At 67.4% G+C, this 25,206-nt stretch carries 6 protein-coding genes; 2 read left to right on the plus strand and 4 right to left on the minus strand.

What is annotated here, in order from left to right; translation table 11 throughout:
* Window positions 1-323: 323 nt before the first annotated feature.
* Complete coding sequence (locus ACZ6DL_RS19870) at window positions 324-3,053, plus strand: outer membrane protein assembly factor BamB family protein (RefSeq protein ID WP_466052979.1); 2,730 nt, start codon at window positions 324-326, stop codon at window positions 3,051-3,053.
* A 140-nt stretch (window positions 3,054-3,193) separates the two neighbouring features.
* On the opposite strand, the gene ACZ6DL_RS19875 is transcribed toward ACZ6DL_RS19870, so the two are convergent.
* Together ACZ6DL_RS19875 and ACZ6DL_RS19880 are read right to left on the minus strand one after the other, a co-directional pair.
* A complete protein-coding gene (locus ACZ6DL_RS19875) occupies window positions 3,194-3,610 on the minus strand; it encodes an SRPBCC family protein (protein WP_466052981.1) in 417 nt (138 codons plus the stop codon).
* Window positions 3,611-3,839: 229 nt separating this feature from the next.
* Entirely contained in the window at window positions 3,840-4,751 is a 912-nt protein-coding gene (locus tag ACZ6DL_RS19880) for a recombinase family protein (RefSeq protein ID WP_466052983.1), read from the minus strand.
* A 345-nt stretch (window positions 4,752-5,096) separates the two neighbouring features.
* Here ACZ6DL_RS19880 and ACZ6DL_RS19885 point away from each other — a divergent pair, with 345 nt between their 5' ends.
* Window positions 5,097-5,741 (plus strand): class I SAM-dependent DNA methyltransferase, encoded by a 645-nt coding sequence (locus tag ACZ6DL_RS19885; RefSeq protein WP_466052985.1) that lies wholly within the window; start codon window positions 5,097-5,099, stop codon window positions 5,739-5,741.
* Between the two features lie 146 nt (window positions 5,742-5,887).
* Here the strand turns inward: ACZ6DL_RS19885 and ACZ6DL_RS19890 are convergent, their stop codons facing one another.
* Together ACZ6DL_RS19890 and ACZ6DL_RS19895 are read right to left on the minus strand one after the other, a co-directional pair.
* Window positions 5,888-8,905 (minus strand): Tn3 family transposase, encoded by a 3,018-nt coding sequence (locus ACZ6DL_RS19890; protein WP_466052987.1) that lies wholly within the window; start codon window positions 8,903-8,905, stop codon window positions 5,888-5,890.
* A gap of 210 nt (window positions 8,906-9,115) precedes the next feature.
* A complete protein-coding gene (locus tag ACZ6DL_RS19895; protein ID WP_466052989.1) occupies window positions 9,116-25,201 on the minus strand; it encodes a helix-turn-helix domain-containing protein in 16,086 nt (5,361 codons plus the stop codon).
* Window positions 25,202-25,206: the final 5 nt, after the last annotated feature.

Genomic DNA, 25,206 nt, shown 5'->3' on the forward strand with positions numbered 1-25,206 from the left:
GGCCCGTTTTTCGGTCGCTTCCCCGGACAAGCCCATGCCGAGATCGCCGGGTCGCTGAGCGTCTCCGGCGAACCGGTCATCGAATGCTGGTGAACGTGGCTGATGACGCCGGTAGCGGCGGGCAACCCATCGAGCGCGAGGCAGTCGCGCCTGATGGGTTGCCGTGCGATTGGGTAGCCGCGAAATCTGCGGGCGTGGTGTCGTTGCTGACAGACCGCTAGCTCTCGTACGAGCGTCTCGAGCTGCTGGTGAAGAGAAATGGCTGTCATCCGATACTCCTCTACGAGTGGGGCATGTCGGTAAGGGCAGACACAATGCAGGACATGGAAACCGGTGACGACAAGGACCCGACCGCGCCTTCCCCCGCTGTCACCCGATGGACGGTGGGTCTGACCTGCGTATCGATCGTGGCGACCGGTTTTCTCATCGCCGGGCTGCTGCACGAGCCGGAGCTGGAGTCGACGACCGCACCGGTCACCCCCACCACGGCAGAGCCGCCGGATCCGGCCGAATACTCCTATGTCACTCCGCCGGTCACGTTTCCGGTGGAGATCCCGGGTTGTGATGTCGTCGAGCCCCCACAGCAAGGGCAATCCATCGGGATGGCCTACTTCGACACGCACGGATACGACAATCCGTCCTATCCGTGGTTTTCCGGCCCCAAGGCCGTTGCGATGACGCAGGCGCTACAGGATGCGCTCCCCGGTGATGTCGAGATCGCCTTCGCATCGGTGGATCGCTCGCTGGTGTTCCAACCGATCCTCGGCGATCCCGCGGAGGATAAGGGACTCGGCGGTTGGACCACTGCGCACGCCACGCTGCTGCGCGGCGATCGAGCGGGCATGCTGTCGGTGACCGTTCGGAAGTCCACCACGCCGATCCCGCGGTGCGTCGCCGGAAACCTCGACGAGAGGCGACACCTCCCCGACGGCACGATCGTCGATACCGATGACACCTGGTACGAGACGAATGGGATTCGTACCCTTTCGCGCACCGCCACCGGTTATCTGCCCGACGGATCCGTCGCCCACGCGAACGCGACCGATGATGCCACGGACGGAACCGGCCGTGCCCGAGCCGTCCCCCTGACCAACGATGATCTCGTCGCGCTCGTCACCGCCCCCGGACTCCGCGTCAGCGCGCCTGTTCCACCCGGAACACCGAGCCCGCCCGAGTCCTGCCATATCGGCTCGGAATCCTCCGCTGTGATCGATCAGGCCCAGGCCCGCCGGTGGGACGCGGTGCTGGCACAGATTCCGCTCGACGGCTTGACCCTCGACCGGCCGTTGGGGGTGCTGCTACCAGCGGGCACGGGCGGGGTGTGCCAGGCGGTTCGAGTAACCACACCCGGCCGGCAATCGCAGTTGAGCGTCGCGATCAGCACCGGACAGCCCCTCCCGCAGGAGCCTGATACTTCATCGAACGATGGCGCGACCCATGTGGAGGCACGGCGGCTGCCGGACGGGGCGGTGGTCGAGACCCGCGAATGGCGAAGCACGCTGATGGAGCCCGTCGCCGTCGCCGCGAACGACCCGCACTGTCAGCGTCACCCGCCAGTCCGGGACACGGATCCAGGTCACCTCCGCCGACGCCCCCGCCGAGCCTCTGCCGTTCGCGCTACTCGAGGAGATCGCTCTGCATCCGGGCCTCGAGGTGTCGCGATGAGAACGGTCCCCGGGCTTCGCAACCTCGTGCTCGCCGCCACGGCGGCCGTAATCACCAGCGCCGGTGCGGTGGTGGTCCTCTCACAACCCGAGGACAGCACGCGCAAGATCACCGGCACCGCGGATTCCGCTCCGGGCCTCGCGTGGTCGACAAGCGCCGCCGCCTACGGGCGAGCACGCGCGGAGTTCCGCGACCCCAGGGCGGGCACCGAATTCGATACCGGTGGAGCAGGATTTGTCGACGCGGGGGATACGCTGGTGACGGTGGTCGGTGTGCCGGACGATGGCATGTACTTGCGCGATCCTGTGCTGGTCGGCATCGACGCCGGCACCGGTGCACAGCGCTGGCGGACCCCCGCCGCGGACCTGCGCGGTTGCGGGCCAACCCCTGTCGACGACCAGGTCGTATGCTTCACCTCCGACCAAGCAATGATCGGATACGACGTTGCCACCGGCGAGGTCGCGCGCACGCCGACGAATTGGCTTCCCTTCGCCATCGCGACACTCGACGATCGCGTGTATGTCGCCGAGGGTGACGTCGAATCCGATGACGTGCGCGTCCATGCGGGAACGCTCGCCGATCCGGATGCGTACTGGTCCCAGGCGTTCAGCATGGGTACCGCGTGGGAAGATCTGCCCGCCGACGCCTTGGATGTGTCCCACGGCCAGGGTGTATTCACCCTCGGCATCGATCTCGCCGGGTTCGACCTCACCAGCGGGAAGCCGACCTGGAGCGCGACCCAGGAGGGATGCTCCGACTCCGACGCAACCAGCGGCGCATTGGTCGTGCACACCCGAACCGAATGCCGCGGTTACAGGATCACCGGCAGCACCATCCTCGACCGCACGGGCCGCACCATTGCCGCCACCGATAGCGAAGTCGCCCAGACCCTTTCGATCGACCTCCCCACCGACGAAACCATCCCCGTCCTACTCGGCGACAGCGCCCATGACCGCCGCACCGGCAGCCCGAGATGGCGCAGCTCCGACCTGATTTCCGTACCCCGGGAGACCAACGAATACAACATCAATGCCGCGACCGGCACCGCGGCGGCAATTCTCGGCGACATCGCACTGCTGCGAGACATCGACGCGCACACCACAACCGGCCTGGACTTACGCACCGGGCACCGGCTGTGGCGGACCGAGACCACTCGCTTCGGCACCTTCCAGGGATGGGATGGACACACCGTTGTCCTTTCCGACCACACCGGACTCTGGGCGGTCGACCCGCGTACCGGCGCCATTGCGTGGGACATTCCGTTTCTCGCTGTGAACGCCGATCCCGATGCCCTCACCGAACCCGGTCAACTCGCCGCACACGGGAAGGGGCGCTACACCTACGCCAGTGCCCGGACGTTGATCGGGCTCCGTCCTCTCGAACGCTGAAACCGGACTGCCTCGAGATCCCGCGTACGTCGCTGCTCTTGCACCGGACAACGGCCGATATCGCGGCACCGGCGCAACGAATACCGGGCAGGAACCGCTGATGACACGGGACGGTCCCGAATGTCGGACGCCCGGTTCGGCTAGCAGCCGTGCGTGGCTGTGGCCTCGATCGCCCTCTTCATCTCCGCGATACCCAACTCGGTCCGGATCCGGATTTCTGGTGCGAAGGCGTCGGGCAGGATGTCGCTGATCCAGATGAGCCGAGCTTGCTTCCCCTCGTCCCGCACCTCGAATGAGGCATGATGGTGATCCAGTGCGGGCCTGGATCCCTCGACCACGGAGTAGGCCAACCGGCGGGCTTGGTCATCGCTCGAAACGATCAGCTCCCGGACGACATGTCCGTCGGGGAACGTCAGGAACCGCTGTACTCCGTCGATGCGGGTATCGAGAACTCGGCCGGGCAGTAGCCGCTTGTGAACGGCGCCCACGTCGCGCACGACATCCCAAACATGTTGTGGCGACGCATCAATGATGACTTCATGCCGAATGGAGGCCATGGTGCCAACCTACCGCGCGAAATCTTGTCCACACTCATGCCGAAGGTATCGGACAGCAACGGCGAACCGTGCTGGCCAACATCCTTACCCCCTGGATTCCGTCACCTGGGGGTTCCGGTAGTAACCGCCGAAAAACCAACGGATATGGGGTCGCCGTAGTATCGGCCGAATTTCGGGCGGATATGGCGTAACCCGCTGGTAGAGGCGGGTTACGCGCGCTGGGTGCCGGTCAGGCCGGGGGTTGTTGGGTGAGGCGGTCGCGGTAGATCCGATATGCCTTGCGGTCGGCGGCCGCGGTGCTGTGTGCGAGGGGTTCGGCGGCGGCCAGCAGTGCCTGGTGGATGTGTGGTGGGGCAGTGACGTGCAGGCTGTAGCCCTGGCCTCGCCGTATCTGCCGGCCGTCGCGTAGGGCGTGGCGTTCGGTTTCGCCGAGGTCGGCGGTGTGGGCGGTGAGGTGGTGGGCGAGCTTGCCCGGGATCTCGATTCGGATCGGGCGGGGTTCGTCGATATCGGTGGGGGCGGGTTGTTCGGGCCGGTCGGGCAGCAGGTCGGCGAGTGCGGTGCGGATCGCGACGCGGCTGACTCGGTGTTGTCGGGCGAGGGCGGCGATGCTGGCGCCTTCTCGATATTGGCGGCGGACTTGTTCGAGGTCCCCGTTCGTGGCGACCTGGGGGCGGCGCCCCGATATCGCACCGTTGGCGCGGGCGGCTGCCAGGCCCTCGCGGGTGAGTTCGTTTTGCAGGTCGCGCTGGAACTGGCCGACCGAGATGAGCACGTTGACCAGCATGGTGGTGGTCGCGTCGGCGGCGGCCAGGTCGGTGATGCCCGACAGCGCGCCGGAGAGCACCCGCAGTTTCACCTGGTGCCGCTGGCACCAGTCGCGCACGGCGAGGATGTCGGCGAGGTCGCGGCACAACCGATAGAGCTCGGACACGGTGAGCCGGTCGCCGGGGCGCGCGTATCGGGCGAGCTCGCGGAAGCCGTCGCGGTGCAGCGCGGGGATCTTGGATGAGGTGGCCGGATCGGCGAACAGTCGCACACCGTGCGCGCCGTCGACGAGACCGGCCTCGGCGAGCAGGTGGGTCTGGCGCACGGTGCTTTGCTCGTCGGTGGAGACCCGCGTGTAGACGAGTTCGGCCATGACCGCAGCGCCCCTTCTTTCGATCCGGTTGCTCTCCGTTCACCGTTCTATCTGTCGTCAAACCCTGTCGTCAATACGGAACGGACGGCAATGGATCGGGAGTGCTGTTTCCGCACGATCCACGCGGCCCGGGAGCCGCCCCCGATGGGTGTCGTCAAAGGGCCATTTGACGACATTATCGCAGCACGGATGCCGGCTTGTTACGGCGGCGCTGTTCGGTGGCCAGCGCCATGGTGTGCTCTCCTGCATTGCGGTCCGCGGAAACGCGGCGGAGTTCAGGGCGATGATCGGTTCTCTCTGCGTCGGCCGTCCACGAGGTCGTGATCATGGAATATCGTGCCGGTCATGACCACGAATGACTGGTTGGCCGACACCCGCACCTCTTATGACACGGTCGCGGTCAGCTATGCCGACCAAGTGCGCGGCGCCCTCGCCGGACACCAGTACCTTCGCGCGGCTCTGGCGTTGTTCGCCGACAGCGTGCGGGTCGCTGGCGGCGGGCCGGTCGCGGACGTCGGCTGCGGCCCCGGTGAAGTCACCGCCCACCTACATGAGCTCGGTGTCGACGCCTTCGGTGTCGACCTCTCCCCGGCGATGATCGACGTGGCCCGGCGCGACCACCCCGGCCTGCGGTTCGAGGTGGGCTCGATGACGGACCTGGACCTCCCCGACGCTTCGATGGCAGGCCTGCTCGCCTGGCAGTCGTTGATCCACATCCCTGACGACGAGGTGCCGACCGTGTTCGGGCACTTCCGCCGAGCATTGCGTCCCGGCGGACCGCTGCAGCTCCTGTTTCACGTCGGCGACGAGTCGTTGTTGAAGACGGACGGCTATGGCGGTCACCCGATGAATGTTCATGTCCACCGCCGTCAGCCTGACCAGGTGGCATCCTGGCTGCGCGATGCCGGATTCGTGGTCGAGGCTCAGATGCTGCTCGACCCGGACGCGAAAGCTCAGCAAGCGATTCTTTTCGCACGCAGTAAGTCCTGACTTCTGCATATGTCGGGCTCGCCAGTCGGATCCGGAGCCGATGCCCGAGATGGACGCCGACACTGCGCTATGCCCTCGGCGCGACCGTCGTGACCACGGACGCGCTCTACACCTGCAAGCCCTATGGATCCCGCCCGAGGCAGCGATCAGAACAGGGTGTCGCGGACCCGCAACGGCCGATATCCGGTTGGGCCGAGTGCGGCGAGTTCGGCGTCGATGTCGACCTCGATCGCGCCGAAGAAATTGATGTTGGCGCTGTGGGCGGGGCTGATGTGGGCCAGGACCTCGTCGTCGATGCGCTGCCCGGCCCGGCGCATCTGTTCGACGGCGAGCCCGTAATACTCGGTGGTCCAGGCGATCACGGCGTTGGTGGCCAGGGTCAGGCACCAGGCTTGCTCTGTCTGGTCGGCGAGCTGGCGGGCCCGGATCATCCCCTCGTGCGCGTAGAGCAGGTCGCGGCGCAGCGCGTGCAGGGATTCGCCCTTGTTGAGCTGGCGGGCGATCTTGCGCCGGTAGTCCGGATCGGAGAGGTATTTCGCGGCGTAGATGGTGCGCCGCAACGCCCCGTACTCCTTCAACGCTGCGGCCAAGGTGTTCTGGCGCCCCGACGCCGAGAGCTTGCCGACCAGCAGGGAGGCGGTGGCGTGCCCGAACTTCAACGATCCGGCCAGCCGCAGCAGGTCGTCCCAGTGCTCGGCGATCAGGTCGAGGTTGGCCTTGCGGGTCATCAACGGGCCCGCGTGCGGGAACCGGGTCTCGGCGTCGGCGCGCGGGCCCGGCCGGTACAGGGTGATACGACCGAGGTCCCGAATCCGTGGGGACAGCTGCATGCCGAGCAGGTCGAACAGCCCGAAGTTGACCAGGGTGACCCCGTGGGTGTCGGTGGCGTGTTCGGTGATCGGCAGATCGGTGGCATTACCCAGGATTTCGTCGAGCACGTAGTGGGCTTCGCGTTTGGTCGCCACGATCACCTTGGTGCCGTAGGTGGCGTGCTGGTCGGTGACGTGGGTGTAGGTCGACAGGCCCTCGTTGGCGAAGTAGCGGCTCATCGGCCGCGCGGTCGTCGACTTCCCCCGCGTCGGGAACCGCTGCCCATCGCTGGACGACAGCGTCCCGGCACCGAACACCGGGGTCAGCGGCAGCTTCTGGTGGTAGTCGATGAGCACCAGATTCGCCGCGCGCAGGGTCTCCTCGCGCACGTACCATTCGTCGGTCCAGGACAAGATGTCGTAGGAGATGCCGCATGCCTCGGCCATCCTGGTCAACCCGAGGTTGGTCGAGTGCGCGAGCAGCACCGCGATCAGGTTGCGTTTCAGCTCCGGGGTGCGGGTGGCCTGGCCGCCGGCGTGGGTGAAGCAGTCCAGGTAGCCGGTGTGTTTGTCCAGCTCGATCAACAGCGACACGATCGGCGCGAATGGCAGCATCTCGGTCAGCTCGGCCTTGAGCGCGATCGCTTCGGCCGGAACGTCTTCGGCGGTCAGCGGGGAGATGATCAGGTCTCCGGACTCGCCGTCCAGGCGCACCGGGCCCTCGCCCTCGGCGAGCAGCGCCTCCAGCTCGTCGACCGCGACGTGCAGTTCTTCGACCACGGAGGCCAGGGCGACGCCGGGATCGGCTGAGCGCCCAACCAAACGGCAGAACTCCTCGCGTTGTGGTTCCCACTGCTGCCCGGTGAGCAGGTAGGCGGCCGGGTCGGCATAGCGGCGCGAGCCCGGCACGTACACATCGCCGCTGCGCAGCCCGTCGCGTAGCCCGAGCAGCACGCACAGCTCCCAGTAGTGCCGATACGCGGTGGCGCTACCGGACTTTCGCGCCTGATCGAGGTAGCCGCGCCACTTCGTGGGCACGAACCCGGTCGGTGCCTCGTCGAAGACCTTGCGCCGGTCGGTGGCGTTGAGCTCGCGCAGCATCGCGACCGCGATCAGCAGCTCACTGGCCGCGGTCCCACCCGCGAAACCCACCGTCGCCAGCACTGCGGGGGTGAACTGGCGCAGGTAGTTGTAGGAGGAATCCAGCGCCGCGAGATGCCCGTGATCGCGGGGCAGCCGGGGTTTGGCCTGCGCGAGCGCCGCCCGCAGGGGTTCCCAGCCGATCTTCTCGCCGCGGATCAGCGCGCCGATCTCCTCATCGGCGACCGCCGGATCGGTCACGATCGCCAGCAGGTCGTCGAGCAGGGCCTGGCGGTCCTCCCCGGACTTGCCGCGTTCGGCGAGCTCGGCTTGCATCCGGCGTTCGGCGGCACCGAATTTCGCCGAGATCGCCTGGTCGAACAACGCCACGACCTCGTCGAGGACGTCGGTGCCGGACTGGGCCAACACGGTGAGCAGGATCGGATACCGGCGCTGCGGGTCGCGGCGTTCCAAGGCTTGCGGGGTGAGTCGGCGGCCCATCGTGGCCAGGAACCGGCGCCGCTCGGCGGGCAGCACCGACATGTCGAGGCGATCGGCGCCCAGTCCGCGCAGGAACGCCAGCTTGTCGACCTCGGCGCGCACCGCGGCCGCAGACGCCTCCACCGGACCGGTCGACAGCCACCGCAACCGCGACACCCCCAGCGAGGCGTCGACGGTCAGCAGCGCGTCCAGCTCGGCGCACCGGGCCGGGGTGAACTCATGGGCCAGGCGGTCGTAGGTTTCGCGTTGGGCATGCTCGCGGGCGTGGGCGATGCGTTCGACCATGCTCACCGGGCCCGGGCGGATCACCCGCGCCGAGATCAGGTACTCGCACCCGAGCCGGAACAGCAGGGTCGGGGAATCGTGTTCCATTGCCCGCGCGAGCAGGAACTCGTCGAGTTCCTTGAGTTCGAGCGCACCGGCAGCGCGCCAGCCCAGATACTGGGCGACCAGGCGCAGGTGATCGGTGCGGGTCTGCGCACGGCGGCCGTAGGAACGAATCTCGGTGCCGTCGACGCGCAGCTGCTCGGCCAGCCGGGCTACCGCGACCGGCGGCGCGGTCACCACCCGATCGGGCACGAACCCCAACCACGGCAACGTGCACAACGCGATCGCGATACCGAGCCGATCCGCTGGACCACGCCCGCGCCCCGGATCGACGAACGCCAGATCTGCCGGCGAGAGCGTGAAGAACCGGAACAACTCCTCACGCCCGATCTCGGGGAACTCCCGCAGACGCGCCAACTCCTCATCCGCGAACACCCGCGTCGCCACGAACCGACCTCCCACACCAACCAATAGCGTTGGGAGCCAAGCCAACCAGTAGTCCGCCTACATCGCAGGCCGAATCAGGGACTCACCGGCGGCCAGCCGCGGCGATACCCATATCCGTTGGTTTTTCGGCGGTTACTACCGGAACCCCACCTGGGACCGGCGACGGCGCCAAGTCAGGTCGACATCTCCCCATCGAGTGCGAGGCAGGGTTCAGGAGTCGTCTTGCACGGCCGCCGGCTGATGAGGCGAGTTGCCTGGGCTCCCCGACCACGGCGTGGCTCCCGCCGGTCGATGAGGCGTCTCGGCGCAGGGATCCGGCAGCGGGCCGGTATGGTCGGCGCCGAGAGCTCTCCGCCAGGGATGCGGGTGTACGGGATCGACCGGTGCGTACGCCTCAGGCGGGGTGCTGCCCCTGCGTGACCCTCGCGGTGATCGGCGATCCTCCCGCGCAGGATCTGTCGGTTCGAATCCCTCCGGTGGCCGGCTGCCGATGAGGCCTGGTGGACGATCGCTTTCACCTGGCGCAGCCGCCGGGTTCTGCGTCGGATCGGCCGCTGTGGCACCACCTGTGCCCGCACGAGGCAATCCGCTCGCTCCGGAATCGGGTGCGCTATCGATTGTCCCGACGTCGGGTGTTTCATTGTCGACGAAATGGTCTGCCACCGCTCGCCAGTCACCGAGCGCTCGAGCGCTCGTCTCGGCGCCGATCGGATACCCCAGCCACGAGGCCACCGTGAGCACCCGATGGTCCGTGTTAGTCGTGGGAGACCGGCTGCCATCCAACAGCGCGGTGGCAATGTCCGGGTCCGCACGCGCCAATCGCGCCACCGTATCCGGGTCGGGCCGCGGGGCCACCCCGAACTCGTCCAGTACCAGGAACGACTCAGCGGCGGTGACTAGCGTCAGAATCCGAGAGGCGTCGGTGTGCCGACCCAGCCGCCAGAGCTCGGTGACCGGATCGGTGACGCCCGATTCCGACGCCGAATCCGCCCCGCCGACTATTTCCATCAGCTCCTGTTCGATCCGATCAGCCCTGCCCTGCAGGCGATCCCAGACCGCCGGATCATGTCGTCCCAACCGGGCCATCTGTGTCATCGCGGTGGCGACGTCTCGCTTCCACAGCATCGTGTCCCTGATCCAAGGCAGCAGGCGGGCCGCCGAGTCGGCGTCAACCGCATCCCGCCATTGCTCGAAATCCGCACTCTGCAAACGATCCAGCGCCAGATCCAGCGCCCATTGCAGCGGCACTGCCTCTACTTCGTCCGGGTCTGTCTCGATCAGTTCGGCCAGCGACGCGCGGAGAGCGTGCCACTGCTCGGTCGCGTCGCTCGGGTCGACGGAATCGACGGTAGGCTCCACAGTCCACATCGCATCGAACGGGGCCGGTGCGGTGACCGGGCTCTCGACCGGGAGTGGAATCGGCCCGGGCTCACCCGGGTCGAGGAACCGGGCGACCGCTACGATCAATCTCGCCAATTCCGTAGATCGAATCTCGGCGGCGATTCGCCGCAATTCGGCCAGCGGGTCGGTGGTGACCGGTGTATCGGTCAACCAGGCCTTGTCGGCAAGACCTATAATTTGGCGCAGATCGTTAGCGAGATCTGTTCTCCTGTTGTCCAGTTCGTCCTTTCTGCTGTCCAGTTCGGCTTTGCGGGCCGGATCCCCTCCGTTGTGGATCCTGTCGGCCGACGCAGCCTGGAAATCTGCATCGAGCTGCACCCACTCCCCGATCCAGCGGCCGATCCGGGTCAGATCACCCGCCCGCTTCGCTCGTTCCCAGTTCGCGGGATCGAAATGCCGCAACCGCTCCAACACCATGTTCAATCCCTGGCGTACCGCTGCCTGGCGCACCTGGTTCGGATCCACCTGCAGCAATACCGCCAGTTCCGCCCGCAACGCCGACTCAGTGGCCAGGAGGTCGCGGTAAGGGTGCGGTGTTTCGGCTCGGTCGACATCCTCCGGCGAACGGCTGTCGATGCGACCGGACGGTCCGGTACTTCCCCTGTCGCCGGTCGTCACGCTGTCCTGAGCGGCTGTCGGCGGGATGGCCGGATGTAAGGATGGATCGACGGACTGCCCGGTCATCAGGTCGGTGAGTGTGGGCCTGGTGAGCCGAAGTTGCGGATAGTCTCGACCCAGGAGCGGAAGCAGGAATCCGCCGACCATCATCGCGATGTTGGAGCCGGAGCTCGAGCGGTGCGGCTCGACGTCTACTCCTGCCAGCGACCGCCGGAGCTGACCGGTGGACACCTCGGCTTCGCCGGCCGGGTAGAACGTGACGAAACCCGGGCACACACCCCCACGGTCGGCAGCGCGTGCCTGTTTCGCCGGTCCGGTGATCGCGACCGACGTGATCGTCCGGCTCGCGATGTCGAATTCGACGGCGAACCGCGGCGGGTGGCGCGGCTCGGTGAAGTCTCCCAGTGTGGTGAACGTGACCCCGGCCATCACACTCAAGCGGCTGGCGAATTCCAGGACGCCGTGCTGAATGCGGGCCCACGGCCAGCCCTCGATCACGTCGGCATGCTCGGCGAGGCTTTCGAGATACCCGCGCAGCACGATAAGCACGCTGCCCATGTTGGTCGCGGCGCTGAGCACCGTGTTGTTGCCCGGTATGTCGAACTCGTCGACGGAATGGGCCGGCAGATCGAGTTCGGCCCGGCGGTGCGGCGGAATCGAATTCAGGATGGGTGCCCGGTCCCGGGTGCGTTCATCCTTGATCGCCGCGAGATCCTGCCATGCCGGCCCGTCCACCAGCTCCCAGACCACGGTCAGGTGCTCTACCGCCGCCTGCATGAACGCGTGCCGGCCGCTGTCGCGGGGGTATCCGTCCCGGCCGTGCATCACGTAATCGTCGTCCAGCCACGACGCAATATAGCCCGGCTCGACGTGCGAATACGTCGACCGGAGTGCCGCCGTGACTCGCTCGGGACGGTGCATCATCTGCTGCAACGCCGTCTCGGTCAACTTGTACTGCAGGCATGCCGAGGCGATCGATCGCTCCAACGAATACCGCAGGTAGGCAAGCTCATCCGGTGGGAACAACTCCGTCAGCCGCCGGCTGGTTCCACCGATCTTCAGCGGCACATCAGTTTCCGCGAACCGCCGCCCGATCTCGGTGATGATCGCGGGTCCCAGTGACGGGTCTTCGAGCACCCTGGTCAGCCCCTCCTTCAGCATCCCGCGGATCAGCGATACGACCGTGCGGGGCACCTGCGCCGACGGCAGCCACTCCGTCGGTATATTCATCTCTCCCAGCGAGCCCACCGGCTCCCGGCCAACCGCACGGCCGTCACCGTCCGACGATGGATCGGGTGATTGCTCGGCATGACCTCCCGCGCGGCGCACTGCCGGATCGGACGTCCCACTGCGGCGGCCCACCCCCTGCCGCGACGCGTTACCCGGGTCCCGCGACCATGGCGTGCCCCCCGGCACCGCCTTGCCTGACGTCGATCGATGCGCCGTCTCCGCGGCGGGATTTCGTTGGGCGGCGGGGTCGTTCGACTCGGCGCTGGAAGATCCTCGCCAGCCCCGTTCGTCCGTGGAATCGGAGTTGTCGGATGGTCTGCTGCCGATGTATCCGCCCGAGCTCGGGTCGCCTTTGCCGTGCCGGGAATCGCTGTTGCCGTCGGCGTATCGTCCGTGTTCGGAGTCGACCGGTCGCGCGATCATTCTGCGGCCGGGTCGACGGCGATCCACCGATGCCAGGGTCGCGCCGCGTCCGGCGGTGATCTGCGCGGAGTTGATCAATGCTTCGCTGGGCTGCCCCGTCGCCGAGTCGTGGTGCAGATAGCCCTGATGCACGTCCTCGACGCCGGCGAAGGCCGGTGAGTCGGGGAACTCGGCGCCGATTCGTTTGCCGCCGAATGCCTCGGTGGCGGGGTCCATGCCGAGTCCGAGCCTCGGGTTGAAGCGGCTCCATGCGCCGGGCTTGTCCGCTCCGAACATGGTTACCGGGTCGCGCCACGACGCGAGGACATAGACTGCGCCTGAGCCGAGGCCGAATTCCTCGGCGTGGCGGACCGGACCCGCTCCCGGTGACCCCGAGAGGGTGATCGAGCCGACCAGACCGGCGAGCCTGCCGCCGCGGCCGGCATAACATGTGGTGACCGAACCGTAGCTGTGCCCGTAGAGCCGGTTGACAAGCCTGCCGGGGGCGGCGGTTCCGGCGCGACGCCGAGTGGCATGCAGTGCCGCGATGTCACACAGCAACCGGTCTCCGCCGACCCGTGCGCGGCGTCGGAAGGCGGCTTTCACATAGCCGGTGTTCAGCGGCCCGGTCGGCGCGTCGTATCCGATCCAGATGATCGAGGCCAGCTCCAGCGACGGATCGACGCGCAGCGTCTCCGCATACAGGTTGCGCAGCGGCTTGAACTGGTAGGCGAGCGAGGAAGACGTCGTATTCGTACCGGGCACATGCCAGTTCACCGTGTGCGCGGTGTCGACATTGCCGAGCGCGGCGACGACCTTGCCCTTGCCGTGGAAGGCGGTGGAGTCGTAGCACAGCAGGTGCACCGGAGGACTGCCCGGCATCTCGGCGGCCTGCAGGTCCAGCTGTCGCAGGTGATTTCGGACATGGATCAGGTTGCTGAACTGTTTCCTCTCGGCGGCAGTGAGTTCGGTCCGCATCCAGTCGAGCATTCCCACCCCGACCGGCCTGCGGGCGACGAACTCGTCCAGCTCGCGGCGGATCGACAGCCGGTTTGCGTGGTCGCGGATCACAGCGGGAAGGCCGTCGGCGTTACCGATCTGGTGTGGGTAGACCTGGATGAGCGCCCGTTGCGTGCTGCTCAGCCCACCGGGCTCGGCGGGGTCGCTCAGCGTGTCCCACCACTCGCCGTTCTCGATCGCACGGCGTTGTGCGGAACCCGCCGACAGGCGATGCCCCCAACGCTGCAACCTATCCGCGTCGTCGATACCGCCCGCGCGTAGCGCCTCGTCGGCCAGCCGCCGCTGTTCGTCATCGAAACCGTGATCCACGGGCAACGATCCCCAGCGGTATGCCACGGCCACATCCGCCTGCGTCGGGTCCTGCCGGTCCATCCATTCCACGACCGCGTCCAGACATTCGTTCGTCGTATATGTCTGGGCTGCCGCGGAGTGCGTGTGCTGCACCGCGGCAAGAAGTTCGTTCTCCGCGAGGTATTGTCCGCGCTGGATTTCGCCTCTGTCCGAATCGGTTTCGCCGTCGGTGGACAATCCCGCGCGGGTCGCGATCCGCGTCGCGACGTGTCGGACGATATCGACCGCGCGCAAGCCACGCACGGAATCCTCCGGATCGAAGGTGGCAGGTGATACCACCGGCCCGAACCGGTTGATCAGGAGTTGGTATTCGGCGGCAGTGAGTTCGTCCAGTGCCGTCCGCAGGTCGGCCGGACTCGCCTCGGCCAGCGCGGTGGCCAACACCGCCTGCGACCGGTTGTGTTCGGCCGCGAGCGCACTCACCGATCGACGCGCCGCGAGCAGCGCCATGTTGCGGATCACCTGGCTGCGTGCTCCCGCTCGGACTTGGCGTAGCGCTCTTCGATCCGAGCCGAGTCCTTGCACCGTGCGTTCCAGCTGCTCTTGGCTCGCCTCGGCAATCAGTTGTCGCGGATCCGGCTGGTCGGCGCCGACGAGGGCGGCGTACATGGCCGCTCGGAGACGGTCGGATTCGGATGTCGTGGACGGGTCGGCAGGGCGGCCCGTTGTCAACAGCCGCAACAGCCGCATCCGCTGATTTCTGAGCTTGCGACGGACACTGGCCAGCTTCGCCCGCACATCACGCTCGGAAAGATCGAGCATAATCGCAATCTGGGCGTGCGTAATGCCCTTTCGCACATGCGCGAGAATTTCGGTCTCGCTGGGTGTGAGCGATAGTCCGTCGATGAACTCGCGCGACCAAGGCGTCGTCCGCGGCGTCTCCTCCGAAGTCGGCCCATGTGCAGACTCACCCGGTTCGGGTGGCCTGCTCCCGATGAACCCGCCCGGCCTGGTCGTGCCCTCCCCTGGCTCGGAATCGTCGCGCCTCGCCGATGTAATCGGCGACTGATCCGGCTCCGCCCTCGCCTGCTGCTCGCTCGCGATGAGGTCGGCGGGTTCGCGATACTCGAACGCGCTGCGCAATCGGACCACCATATCGGCGAGAACATCTCCCGCAGCAGCAACCGGCAACCCCACCTGCTGGGCAGCGCGGGCCAGCGACATGCCCTCGACCAGATGAAGCATGACCAGCCGCTCCGCAGTGGCGGGGTCGGCCATGTCGGCCAAGGCGGCACGGACCGTCATCGCGAAGTCACGGTCGGAGAACCCTTGGGAAACCGGATCGGCTACGGTCCAGTGCCGCGACCCGTCGTTGCCGCTGATCGGGGCATCCAGCCGCAGAATGGGCCGAGCCAGGATCTCCCGAGCCAGCCCGACGTCGGCCACCTTCAATCCCGCTCGCCGCGCGATCTCGCTGTCCTCGAGCGCCGCGCCTTCGGAGACCATCCGATGGATCTGCGCTTCCACCGTGCTCACGAGCTTACGGGTGCGATTGTCGAGTTCGGGGAATCGGAGCGCGAGACGGTACCGGAATACCGCCGCGCGGCAACTTGCCCAGGCATGGGCGGCGAACGAGGCAGACGGAACGTGGTTGGTCATCGCGCCCAGCATCCCCACCCAAGCGGCCTGTACGGCTTCGTCACGAATGTCTGCGGGTTCGCGACGCGCCACCGCCTCCGGAACCCACGCGAATCTCTCGAGAATCCTGTCCTGAATCGCCTTCTCTTCGGGCGAACCCACCCGAGTCACGAGATACCGTTTGAACAGTTCTTCTTCGTCTCGATAGCCGGACGGCTCGTAGCGATCCGCGTAGAACCGCTCGACGATCTCCAGCAACAACTCGCCACCGACGCCCTGCGCTCGACACAGTTGCCGCAATGTGCGCAGCCGCGGAAGATAGAGATCATTGTCGATACTGGAGACGGTTTTGCGAGGCATCCGCGCTCGCTGCGCGAGTTCGGCCGCCGATATCCCTTCGTCGTGACGCAACGCCGCGATCCAACGCCCCAGCGATCGGTGTGCGGCGGGATCGATATCGGCGGTGACATCCGGGTAGAAATCCCGCACCGCATGGATCAGCAGGCCACCCGAGACGCTCAGCGCCCGGCAGATCCGCCGGAACGTCTCGAACCGCGGGCGCTGATTCTCGGTCTCCACCTGTGCCAGGTACTTCGTGGACAGACCGGTCGCCCGGGCGAGTTCGGCACGGCTCATGTCCCGGTCGTTACGCAGCGCGGTGATCCACCCGCCGAGGTCGTGTGCCGCCGGCTCGAGATCGAGATCGACGTGCGGATAGAAGTGCCGGGCTGCTACCGCGAGCGATGCGTCATCGATCCCCAATACCTCGCAGATTCGCCGAAAAACCGCGAACCTCGGTACATAATTTCCGGTCTCTATATGGGCGAGATGACCCCAACCGGGCCCGATCGCTTTCGCGAGCTCGGTCCTGGTCATATCCCGGTCGTGCCGCAGCGCCACGAACCAGCTGCCGGGTGCCGCGGGATCGTGCGCCGTCGGATCGAGATCGAGCACGAGATCCGGATAGAAATGGTGTGTAGCGGTGCTGAGGAGTTCCGGCGCGACCAGAGCCCGGCAGATCCGCCGGAAGATGATCGAGCTCGGAATGTATTCTCCGCCCTCGATTCCGGCGAGGTATCCCGCCGACGTGCCCGCGGTTCGCGCCACCTCGGCCTGGGTCACGTCCTGGTGGTGGCGCAACGCCACGATCCAGTTACCGGGTGAGCCGGGATCGTGCGCCGTCGGATCGAGATCGAGCACAAGATCCGGATAGAGGCTACGAGTAGCCTCCGCCAGCGCCTGCTCACCCACTCCCAATACCCGAGCGATACGGAAGAAGAGATTCGGTGGCGGGCGGTCCCCGTTCTCGATCTCCCCGATCCGCGTCGGCGTCACTCCGACCGCGCGTGCGAGGTCCGCCTTCGTCATGCCCCGGGTATTACGATGCCCGGCGACCCAGCCGCCCGGCGAATCATGCGCAGCGGCATCGGTTTCGAGTTCGACATCCGGATAGAACCGCCGAGTGGCCTCGGTCAGCGCCTCGCCCCCGACCCCCAGCGCGCGGCAGACCTGCTGAAAAGTGCCGAGTGACGTCCGTCGCCCGTTCTCGATATTGGACAGCGCGGCATTGGAAAGGCCCGCCGCTTGCGCCACGTCCTTCTGCTTCATCCCCTGTTCGAGCCGCAACCTCTTGAGCCACGCGCCCCGCGAAGCGTCCAACGACGGATCGGACTGCTCCGGGGGACGGCTGCCGATGAATCCGGGGTCGCCTGCCGAGGCCGAGGACGGTCGATTCCCCTGCGCCGGGAGTTCGACGACGAGGTCCGGCGTGATCTGTGGTGGCCGACCGGCGGTGACGTACTGGTGGATCACCCACTGCGGCGTGCCGACCGCCGCGCCGTGGATGTCCGCCTCGGCGAACCCGACGGCAAGGGCCTCGTATTCACGAAGCGTCGCCTTTGTTCCGTCGACGAAGGCGTACGTGGGCAGCCGGGCCAGCCAGGTCTGCTCGGTTTCTCGGATCAGGCCCAATTCGTGGAGCTGGGACCAGGTCTCGTCCAGCACCTGCCGCAGGGTTACCGACAGGAGCTCCACCGCATCGATCGCGTGGACGAATTCGTGGACGGCATCATGGTGGAACGGTCTGTCACCGATCGGATTGAAACCGCGCTCCCGCATCTCGATACCGCGTTCGACAGTCCATGCCGGCCTGCTGGCATTGCGCAAGCTGAACTGTATCCCCAGGGTTCGAAACGTGGTTTCGGAGTCGCGCTGGGCGAAGGACGCGGCGCCGGCGTTCTCGTTACCCAGGTAATCGATCCATAGTCCCCGGATGTTGGTACGACCCGGGAACCTGGTGAACATCTCGTCCAGCGCGCCGAGGATCTCCTCGACAACGTGGGCGGGAACATCTGGATGTTCGAACCCCAAGATCGGCATGTGCGGGTAGTCGCGGTTGAACGCCTCGACCAGCCGCGCCTTGGCCTGCGCTTCGACGTCGAGCCCGGCGCGATGCGATATCTCGCCCGGGGTTTGCGCGCCGCGCCACTCGACCTCCGCCAGCGCGTCCATGTATCGGCCGTGTATGTGATGCAGCGCGGGCTTGTATTCGTTGGGTACCGGAAGATCCGAAATCCACGATTGCAGGTACGCCACCCGCTCCCGAATGGCCGAGAGCTCCGGCCTCGGAATGCCGTGGTGCTGCCACTCCTCACGGCCGTCGATAGGCCGCACGAACATCGCGGCGAACGCACCTGTCGGCGTCGCGTTGATCGCGGACGGGGCGCGACCGCCTCGCACCTCGTTGTCCGGGCTTACACTCCACTCTCGCGCAGCGCGGTTCGTCCTGGTCACCGCGTCGAAGAGGCCGAGTCGCCCGGCCATGCGCGAGCCGAGAATCTCGCGGTCCAGTGCCGGCAGGCTGTCGCCCGGCTGCCCGGCAGTGATCTCCCGATAGACGGTGTCGTCCTGCAGAATCAGGCACGTACGCGCGACCGGCGCGTCCATGATCTCAGCGACTTTCCGTTGCAGCACCTGCTCGAGAGCTGCGACAGGGTCGGTGTACGTCTCGGCGAAGACGCGGGTGCCGTTGCCGAAGGTTACCGATTCGACCCGCACCCCCGGCGTATCCTCGACCAACGAGCGGTCAGCTGTTCCGGACGCCCTGCCCGCGAGCACCAAGTCCTGGAAGTCGGGACCGGCGGACGCGTCGTCGCCGGACGCGTCCTCTTCCCGCGGCCGACTGCCGATGAATCCCTGTGGACCGCCGCTCACTCCGTGCCGCGTGATGGTCTGGTCGAACAGTACGTCCTGGTCGCGAATCATCTCCTCGGGCAGGACGTCGGCCAGCACACGCACTCGCAGGTGCTCGCCGCTCGCCCGGACCGATAGTGAGCCGCCACGGCGGCGCGCCGCCAGCTCCACCGCGTCGGTGATCACCGAATTCACCCGATGGGCACCGAACTCGGAGGCGAGAGCGGCGAAGTGCGCGGGGAGCGCCTCTGCGACCCGGCGAAAGCGCTTCCGTTCGCCAGACAATCGCACCGACCAGGATCCGCCTGTTTCCGCCCACGCGAACTCGCCGAAACGAGCTCCGCCCCAGCTGTCCGCCGGCACGGCTCGCGGCTCGGGCGCCCGAATTCCCTCGACCGAACCGAAGACCTCGCGTCCGGTCCCGTCCCGCGTCGCCCACGACAGCCGGACTTCGTCTCCGGCCGCGACCGTCAGCGCGTAGTCCACCAGCAGAGCGGCGGCGGCCCGCAACCGCGCCGCGCCGGGGGAAGGATCGCCCAGCAGTTCCGCCACCATTGCGCCCACCCGCTGCCCGGACATGTCCGGTGAGAACACGGCCGATTCACCTCGTGCCGGGCCGCCGGGCCGCGGAGTGGATTCCCTTGGGTAGCTACTGTTATCACCGGCGATCGGGTCCGGTCCGGTGGGCTGATGTCCGGGAGGGTCACTGTCGGCAGCCGTCGTCCCACCGATGTCGGGCAGCGGAGATCGGACTGCGGCCGGGTCCGATAGTGCCCGGCTGCCGATCGGAACACCGTGTTGACCCGACCGCGACAAGTCGGATTCCCGTTGGATCGCGAGGGTGGGAGTGGACGCGCGGATGTTGTCCGGAGGCTCACCATCAACAGGTGGTCGATAGCCTGCCAGTGCGAACCGGCCCTGGCGAAATGGTGGGCTGCGGCTCGACCATTGGGATGGTGGGGACCAGCCCGGCTCCGGGGAGGAGACGACCAGACGCTGCGGCGTGGTCAGGCGAGCGAGGGGTTCGCCCGTATGGTCGAATTCTATTGCCAAGATGTCGCGGTCGGCTTGGTCGAGCTGGTCCATGTAGGGCTGTTGTTTGTGTTGCCACTGCTGAAAGGGGACGGCTTTGTTCAGCAGCGCACGGGATTCGGCCAGATCCGTGGGGGTGATCGGAGCCTCTCCGAGGGCGGCCGCTATATCCAGGACGACCAGATTCGGGGCATCTGCCCGGACACTGTCGTTGACCAGTAGCACCAGGTGGCTTTCGACTTCCCCGTTGTTCAGCCACTTGTAGACCAGTGCCTGGCTGCCCCCGGGCCGCTCTTTCAGCGAGTCGGCGGCCTCCTCCAGCGACCCGAAAGTCCGGAAGGCACCGCCGAAGGCGCGCTCCGTGTCCTCCTCGGTGTGGCCCCGCAGTGGCATGTCGTCCGGCATGTGGTAGGCGTGCTCGTTGTGGGGGTACAGCACCCGCATCATCGTCACGCCGTTGTTGACGCAGCTCTTCGGGCTGCGCTGGTGGATAGCGACGGTGAGGTCGAGCATGGCGATGACGGCCAGGTAGGTGGAGGCGGCGAGAACGAGGAGGTCGGTGGCCGGGTCGTCGGCGGTTTCGCCGGGGCCGAGCATCCGGGCGACCGCGTCGGCGAGTTCGTCGCGAGCAGTGGCGCTGTTCACCTCGGTGGCGGGAAGGTCCAGCAGGTCCGCCAGCTCTTTGCGGGCTGTGTCGACGGCGGCGCCGACCTGGCGCACTCCTTCTGCGCCCGCCACCTGGGCGGGTTCCCAGCCGAGTTCGGCGGCCAGCCGGTTGCGCCGCGGCGTCAGATGATTCAACGCTTGCTCGTCGGTGAGGGCGTCCGCCTGCAGCACCGCCGTGGGCGGGGCGTGGTCGAGGTGCTGGTTCAGCGCTTCCACGGCAGCGGAGGAGACGCCTGCTCGTTCCAGCAGTCGGCTCAACGGGTCGTCGTCATCGTCGGTGTCGAACACGGCCGCCTGGATCGATGCGGGTATTCCCAGCCACGCGGCCAGCCGCCCGAACCGGTCCCCCCGCAGGTGCGGTTGGAAGGCGTCAGGGCCGGTGTGCACGGCATCCATCGCTGCCCGGTCCACATCCACCCCGACGTGGCGGGTGTCCGATCTGGTCTGGTAACTATCCGCCGCAGTATGGGCCGCGCCCGGCCAGGTGTGCAGGAGGCCCGCGGGGTTGGTGTTGTGGAGCGAGGTTGCCGAGGTGGCAGCCAGATCTCTCGCGGCCGGGGGGGCGTGGGCCTGGTTGGCGCGGCGCATCGCACGTTGCAGATACGTGCGGTCGGCCGCATCGTTCTGCAAGGAGGACGTCAAGCTGCGCATCTCCCGCTCGGCCGCGGCGACATCGGCCGCAGCAGCCGCGACCTTGGTTCGCGCCGCCTGCACGGCCTGCCCCGGTTGTGCAGCGTCCGTGTTACCCACCTGACGGGTGGCTTCGCTGTATTCGGCGGTGGCCTCGGCGTGCTTGGCCACCGCGGCCCGATAGTGGGTGACCGCGACCCGCGCACCGTGATGCTGAGCCTCGCTGTAGAGGCGGTCGGACGCGGCGACGTTGAAACAGAAGCTGCCGTTGCGGCCGTTGCGGCCCGCGCGCGCCGACCACTGATGGTCCTCGTCCGGATTGGTCGGCGAACGCCCCAGCATGTGCGCGTGCACCCCGCCCAACTGGTCGACCTCGTCGCTGATCGACACGTCGAAACCCCGGCCGAGCATCCCCGTGCCGACAGTCACCGCGCCCCGAGCACCCGCGGTGTCCTTGACCGACAGCAGGTGTTCCTCGGCGGCATTGTTGTCGCCGTGATCGGCGAACCACCGGGCGTCGATCGCATTGTGTTCCACGCCCGCCTTGGTCAGCATCAGCGAGAAATTCCGAGCCACATCGTTGAAGGGACAGATCACCAGCACCGGCCGCCCCTCGCCCTGCAACTGCTGCACCCGGCCCACCGCGTCACGCAATTTCTCCGGCTCGGTCAGGAATATCCGATCCTCCTCCCCTGCCAGCTTCGAACGGCCGAAGTCCTCCACCTTCGCCAAGCCACCCTCGACCGGGAAATTCTCCTTGATCTCCGCCGCGGTCCGCTCCAGCGTCCCCGACATCAGATGCAATTTTTCGTACCTGCCGAGGACATCCTCCACGGTGACCTGTTTCGATCCCGTCCCATCGGAATACACCGGAGCACCGAATATCGCCTCCACCATTTTGTGGCGCCCCCCGAACCACCTACTCTCGGTGCCGATCTTCGGATCGCTTCGCGGCTTGCCGTACTCGTCGAGAATCTGTACCTTTTTCTCGAGACCCGCTCCGAAGATCTGAAAATCCCGATTCAGTTTCAGCCGACCGGCTTTGACGTCGAGGAAAGCACGAGCCATCTCGGTTTCCTCAGCGGTGAAATTCCGCCCGGCGTACCTTTCCCACAGCCGGTTCACCGTATCCAGGCACTGCTCGGGTTGCTCGCGCAGCGACCGCGCCGACAGCGTCCGTGCCGCCCCGACCTCCTCCGCCGTCAGCGCTCGTACCGCCCCCGCCTCCTCCGCCGTCAACGGCCCATCGTGCAGTGCCTGTTCCAGGTGCACCGACAGGTCCTCCGACGCCGTGATCCTGCTGCGCAAGACGGCTTTCAAGAAGTCCCGCACCCGGTATACCCCGGCGGCCTCCACCCCCGAGGCGATCTCCCGCTGCCCCTCGGACTGATAATGCACCGTCTGGTTGTGCACCAGCACCGCGTCCGCCTCATCGATGGTCGCGGTCTTTCCCGGTGGCGGCCGGTCGAACAGCTCGGCGGTCGCGCGCTCGTCGTAGGTCATGTAGTACACGGTCGGACGTTCCGGCTCGACCGGCGGATCGTGTGGATCCCAGCGCGCTACCTCGTACCCGAGACTGCGCAGCATCGGTGCGAATTCCCGAACTCCCTCGTTGGCCAGCACCTCCGTTGTGGTGATCACATGATGTACCCGCACCGGTTCACCGCTCGCCTGCTCCACCGGCTCACCTCGCGACAACTGCCACAACGTGTCCAGCGCACCGACCATGGACTTGCCCTGCCCTGTGCCCATCTGACGCATGAACCCATGCTCACCGAGCAGGAACGCCTTGATTTGATTCCACCGCGGTGTCTTTCCGGTCCCCTCGCGCATCGCATCGATGTACCGCAGCAGCGACTCCACCCGATCGCCGTGCTCCATCGCGTGTCTGCGCTGCTCCCACGACTCACCGGCCAGCTCCTCCTGCCGCAGCCGGTACAGTGTCAGCGCCTTCTGCGCCGCGGTTTTGAACTGCGTCTGCTGCTCGGGGCCGAGGTCCTGCTTCGTCGCCGGATCCGCCGAAGGCAACCCCACCAGCTGCTGTGCCAACTCCTGCGCCGGGCGGCTCGGTTCCTCGTACCCGATCGGGCGAGCATCAGCGGCCGCACCCTCGGAGTTCCCCACAGACGGCCCGTGCCCCGGCGGTAGGTCCGCCTGCTTCGGCGCCGTAACCCGGGGCGGGGCCTCACCACCCCCACCATGGCGGCCGGATACATCGCCCACCTCCACCCGCGAATCGACCTTCGCCGATCCCGGCCGCGCGTGGGCCGGCTCGTGCCCAGCCGTACCGTCACCGACCGGAGCCCGGGCCCTCCGGCTGCCACCGACCGCGCGCGCTTCTTCCTCGCCATGCTCTGCCGATCGCTGCCGTTGCCAACCGGACTGGTCGCCGTCCGTGCCCGACAGGACCGCACCGGAAGCCACACCACCTCCAGCCGGTGCGCCACCAGCACCGTGGACACCACCATCGGCCTGCGCATTGCCACCACCGTGCGCGCCGCCACCCGCCTGCCCATTGCCGGCTTGGGCGCCGCCACCACCAGCTGTCCCACCGTCCCCGGTTCGCGCTTCGCCGGCGCCACCAGTCTGCGCGCCGCCGCCATGCGCCCCATCGCCATCACGGAGCCGCGCAGCGCCAGCATGGCCTTGCGCATTCCCGTCGGCCTGCGCGCCGTCACCGGAGGGATCATCGGCACCGGCGGAGAGGTCTACACCGGGCGCTCGATCCTCGGCACGGTCCGCCGCTGCCCGCTCGCCCTGCCCCGCAGGCGAATCGGAGTCCCCCGGTTGCGCATCCGCCCCCGCCTGACCGCTCACGTGTTCATCCGGGCCCGGAGTTTGCTCACCCGGTCCCGAATCGGCGAGGCGACGCGCCAGGTCTCCCGCCTCGTCCAGCTCATGCTGCCCATCGCCCGTCGCTCCCGACGGACCCGACGAGACGGGGATCTCTTCGGGCTGCGGTTCTCCGGCGCCCATAGCGTTGCCCGGCGAGGCCGAGTTCACGGGCTGCGGCGCGGAACCGCCCTTGCTGTTCACCGCGACAGGCGGGGCGGGCGTCAGCGATTTCACTCCCTGGGGAGCCCCCGCCAGCCGCGTCACGGCATCCTTGCTGAGACTCACCGTCGAAGGATCCGGAGAGACGTAGCCTCCGCTGCCGTCGACCACTTTCCCGAGGGGGGAACCGAGATCCGAGTGGGCGCGACCGTGCACATCGACGACTCCGCCGAGTCCACCGCTGAGCAGCGACGCCAGAACATCTTCGAAGTTCTCCGGCCAGCCGGTGATCAATGCCGCCGCACCCAGACCCGACACCGCGCCCGCGACCCCCTGCACCAGCCCGAACGCCGAGCGGCTGGTCTCCAGACGAGGAAAGACCTTCGGCGCGAACCTGCCTGCGGCTACGCCGCCCACCGCACCCCCCGCGCCCGACACTGCTGCGGCTTCGATCGACTTCAGATCGATACCCCTCGGGTTCTCCCCGTTCGGGCCCTTGACGGTCGAGTTCCGGTCCCCCGACGCGACCTGCATAAGCTGCGCCGCGAGATCCACCCCGGCGGGCAGCGCGGCGGCCTTGCCGACGGCCAGAACCAACCGGTACGGGCCCAACGCAGAGAGTCGGGCCGCCGTCGTCGCCGCGCTCACTTTGTAGGCCTGCTCCAGGCCCGCGCGCATCAGCGCGACTTTGCCCCGGCCCTCGACCAGCATCGACTCCACCGCGGGAGCCGCGGCAACCTCTCCGGCCGGGCCGGCCGCGGCGGCTGCCGAGACCGTCGCGATGATGCGCCAGGCCAGCTCGATGCCGAACGCGAACATTACGCACAGCGTCTTCTCCGCATCGTTGGCGGCGGCGTGCGCCTGATCGGCCAAGGCCAGCGCTTCCTCGCGCAGCCTGGCCGCGCCCTCGCGGTGCAGATGCAAAATCTCGCGCACTCGGTCGCCCAGCACGCCGAGCGAATCCTCCTGCGCCAGTATCTCCTCCGCGTCCTCCGCGTGACCGTTCATGGCGGCGGCCTTGGCCCGTAGCTCCGCGGCCATCCACCGCATCCCCGACACGTCGGCGCGCGGCAGGTCTCCCCCGAAAACCCCCAGTTCGACCGGGCGCCGCACCGGAGTGGGCAAACCTTCGAACAATGTGCGCAGTTCCACGACCGGGTTCAGCGACCACGAACCGTCCACCCGCA

Source organism: Nocardia sp. NPDC041819 (genome assembly GCF_055590505.1).

What these genes read in the sequence shown, in the direction of transcription:
- ACZ6DL_RS19870 (WP_466052979.1), top strand. Translation starts at nt 324, where the DNA reads ATGGAAACCGGTGACGACAAGGACCCGACCGCGCCTTCCCCCGCTGTC.
- ACZ6DL_RS19875 (WP_466052981.1), bottom strand. Translation starts at nt 3,610, where the DNA reads ATGGCCTCCATTCGGCATGAAGTCATCATTGATGCGTCGCCACAACAT.
- ACZ6DL_RS19880 (WP_466052983.1), bottom strand. Translation starts at nt 4,751, where the DNA reads ATGGCCGAACTCGTCTACACGCGGGTCTCCACCGACGAGCAAAGCACC.
- ACZ6DL_RS19885 (WP_466052985.1), top strand. Translation starts at nt 5,097, where the DNA reads ATGACCACGAATGACTGGTTGGCCGACACCCGCACCTCTTATGACACG.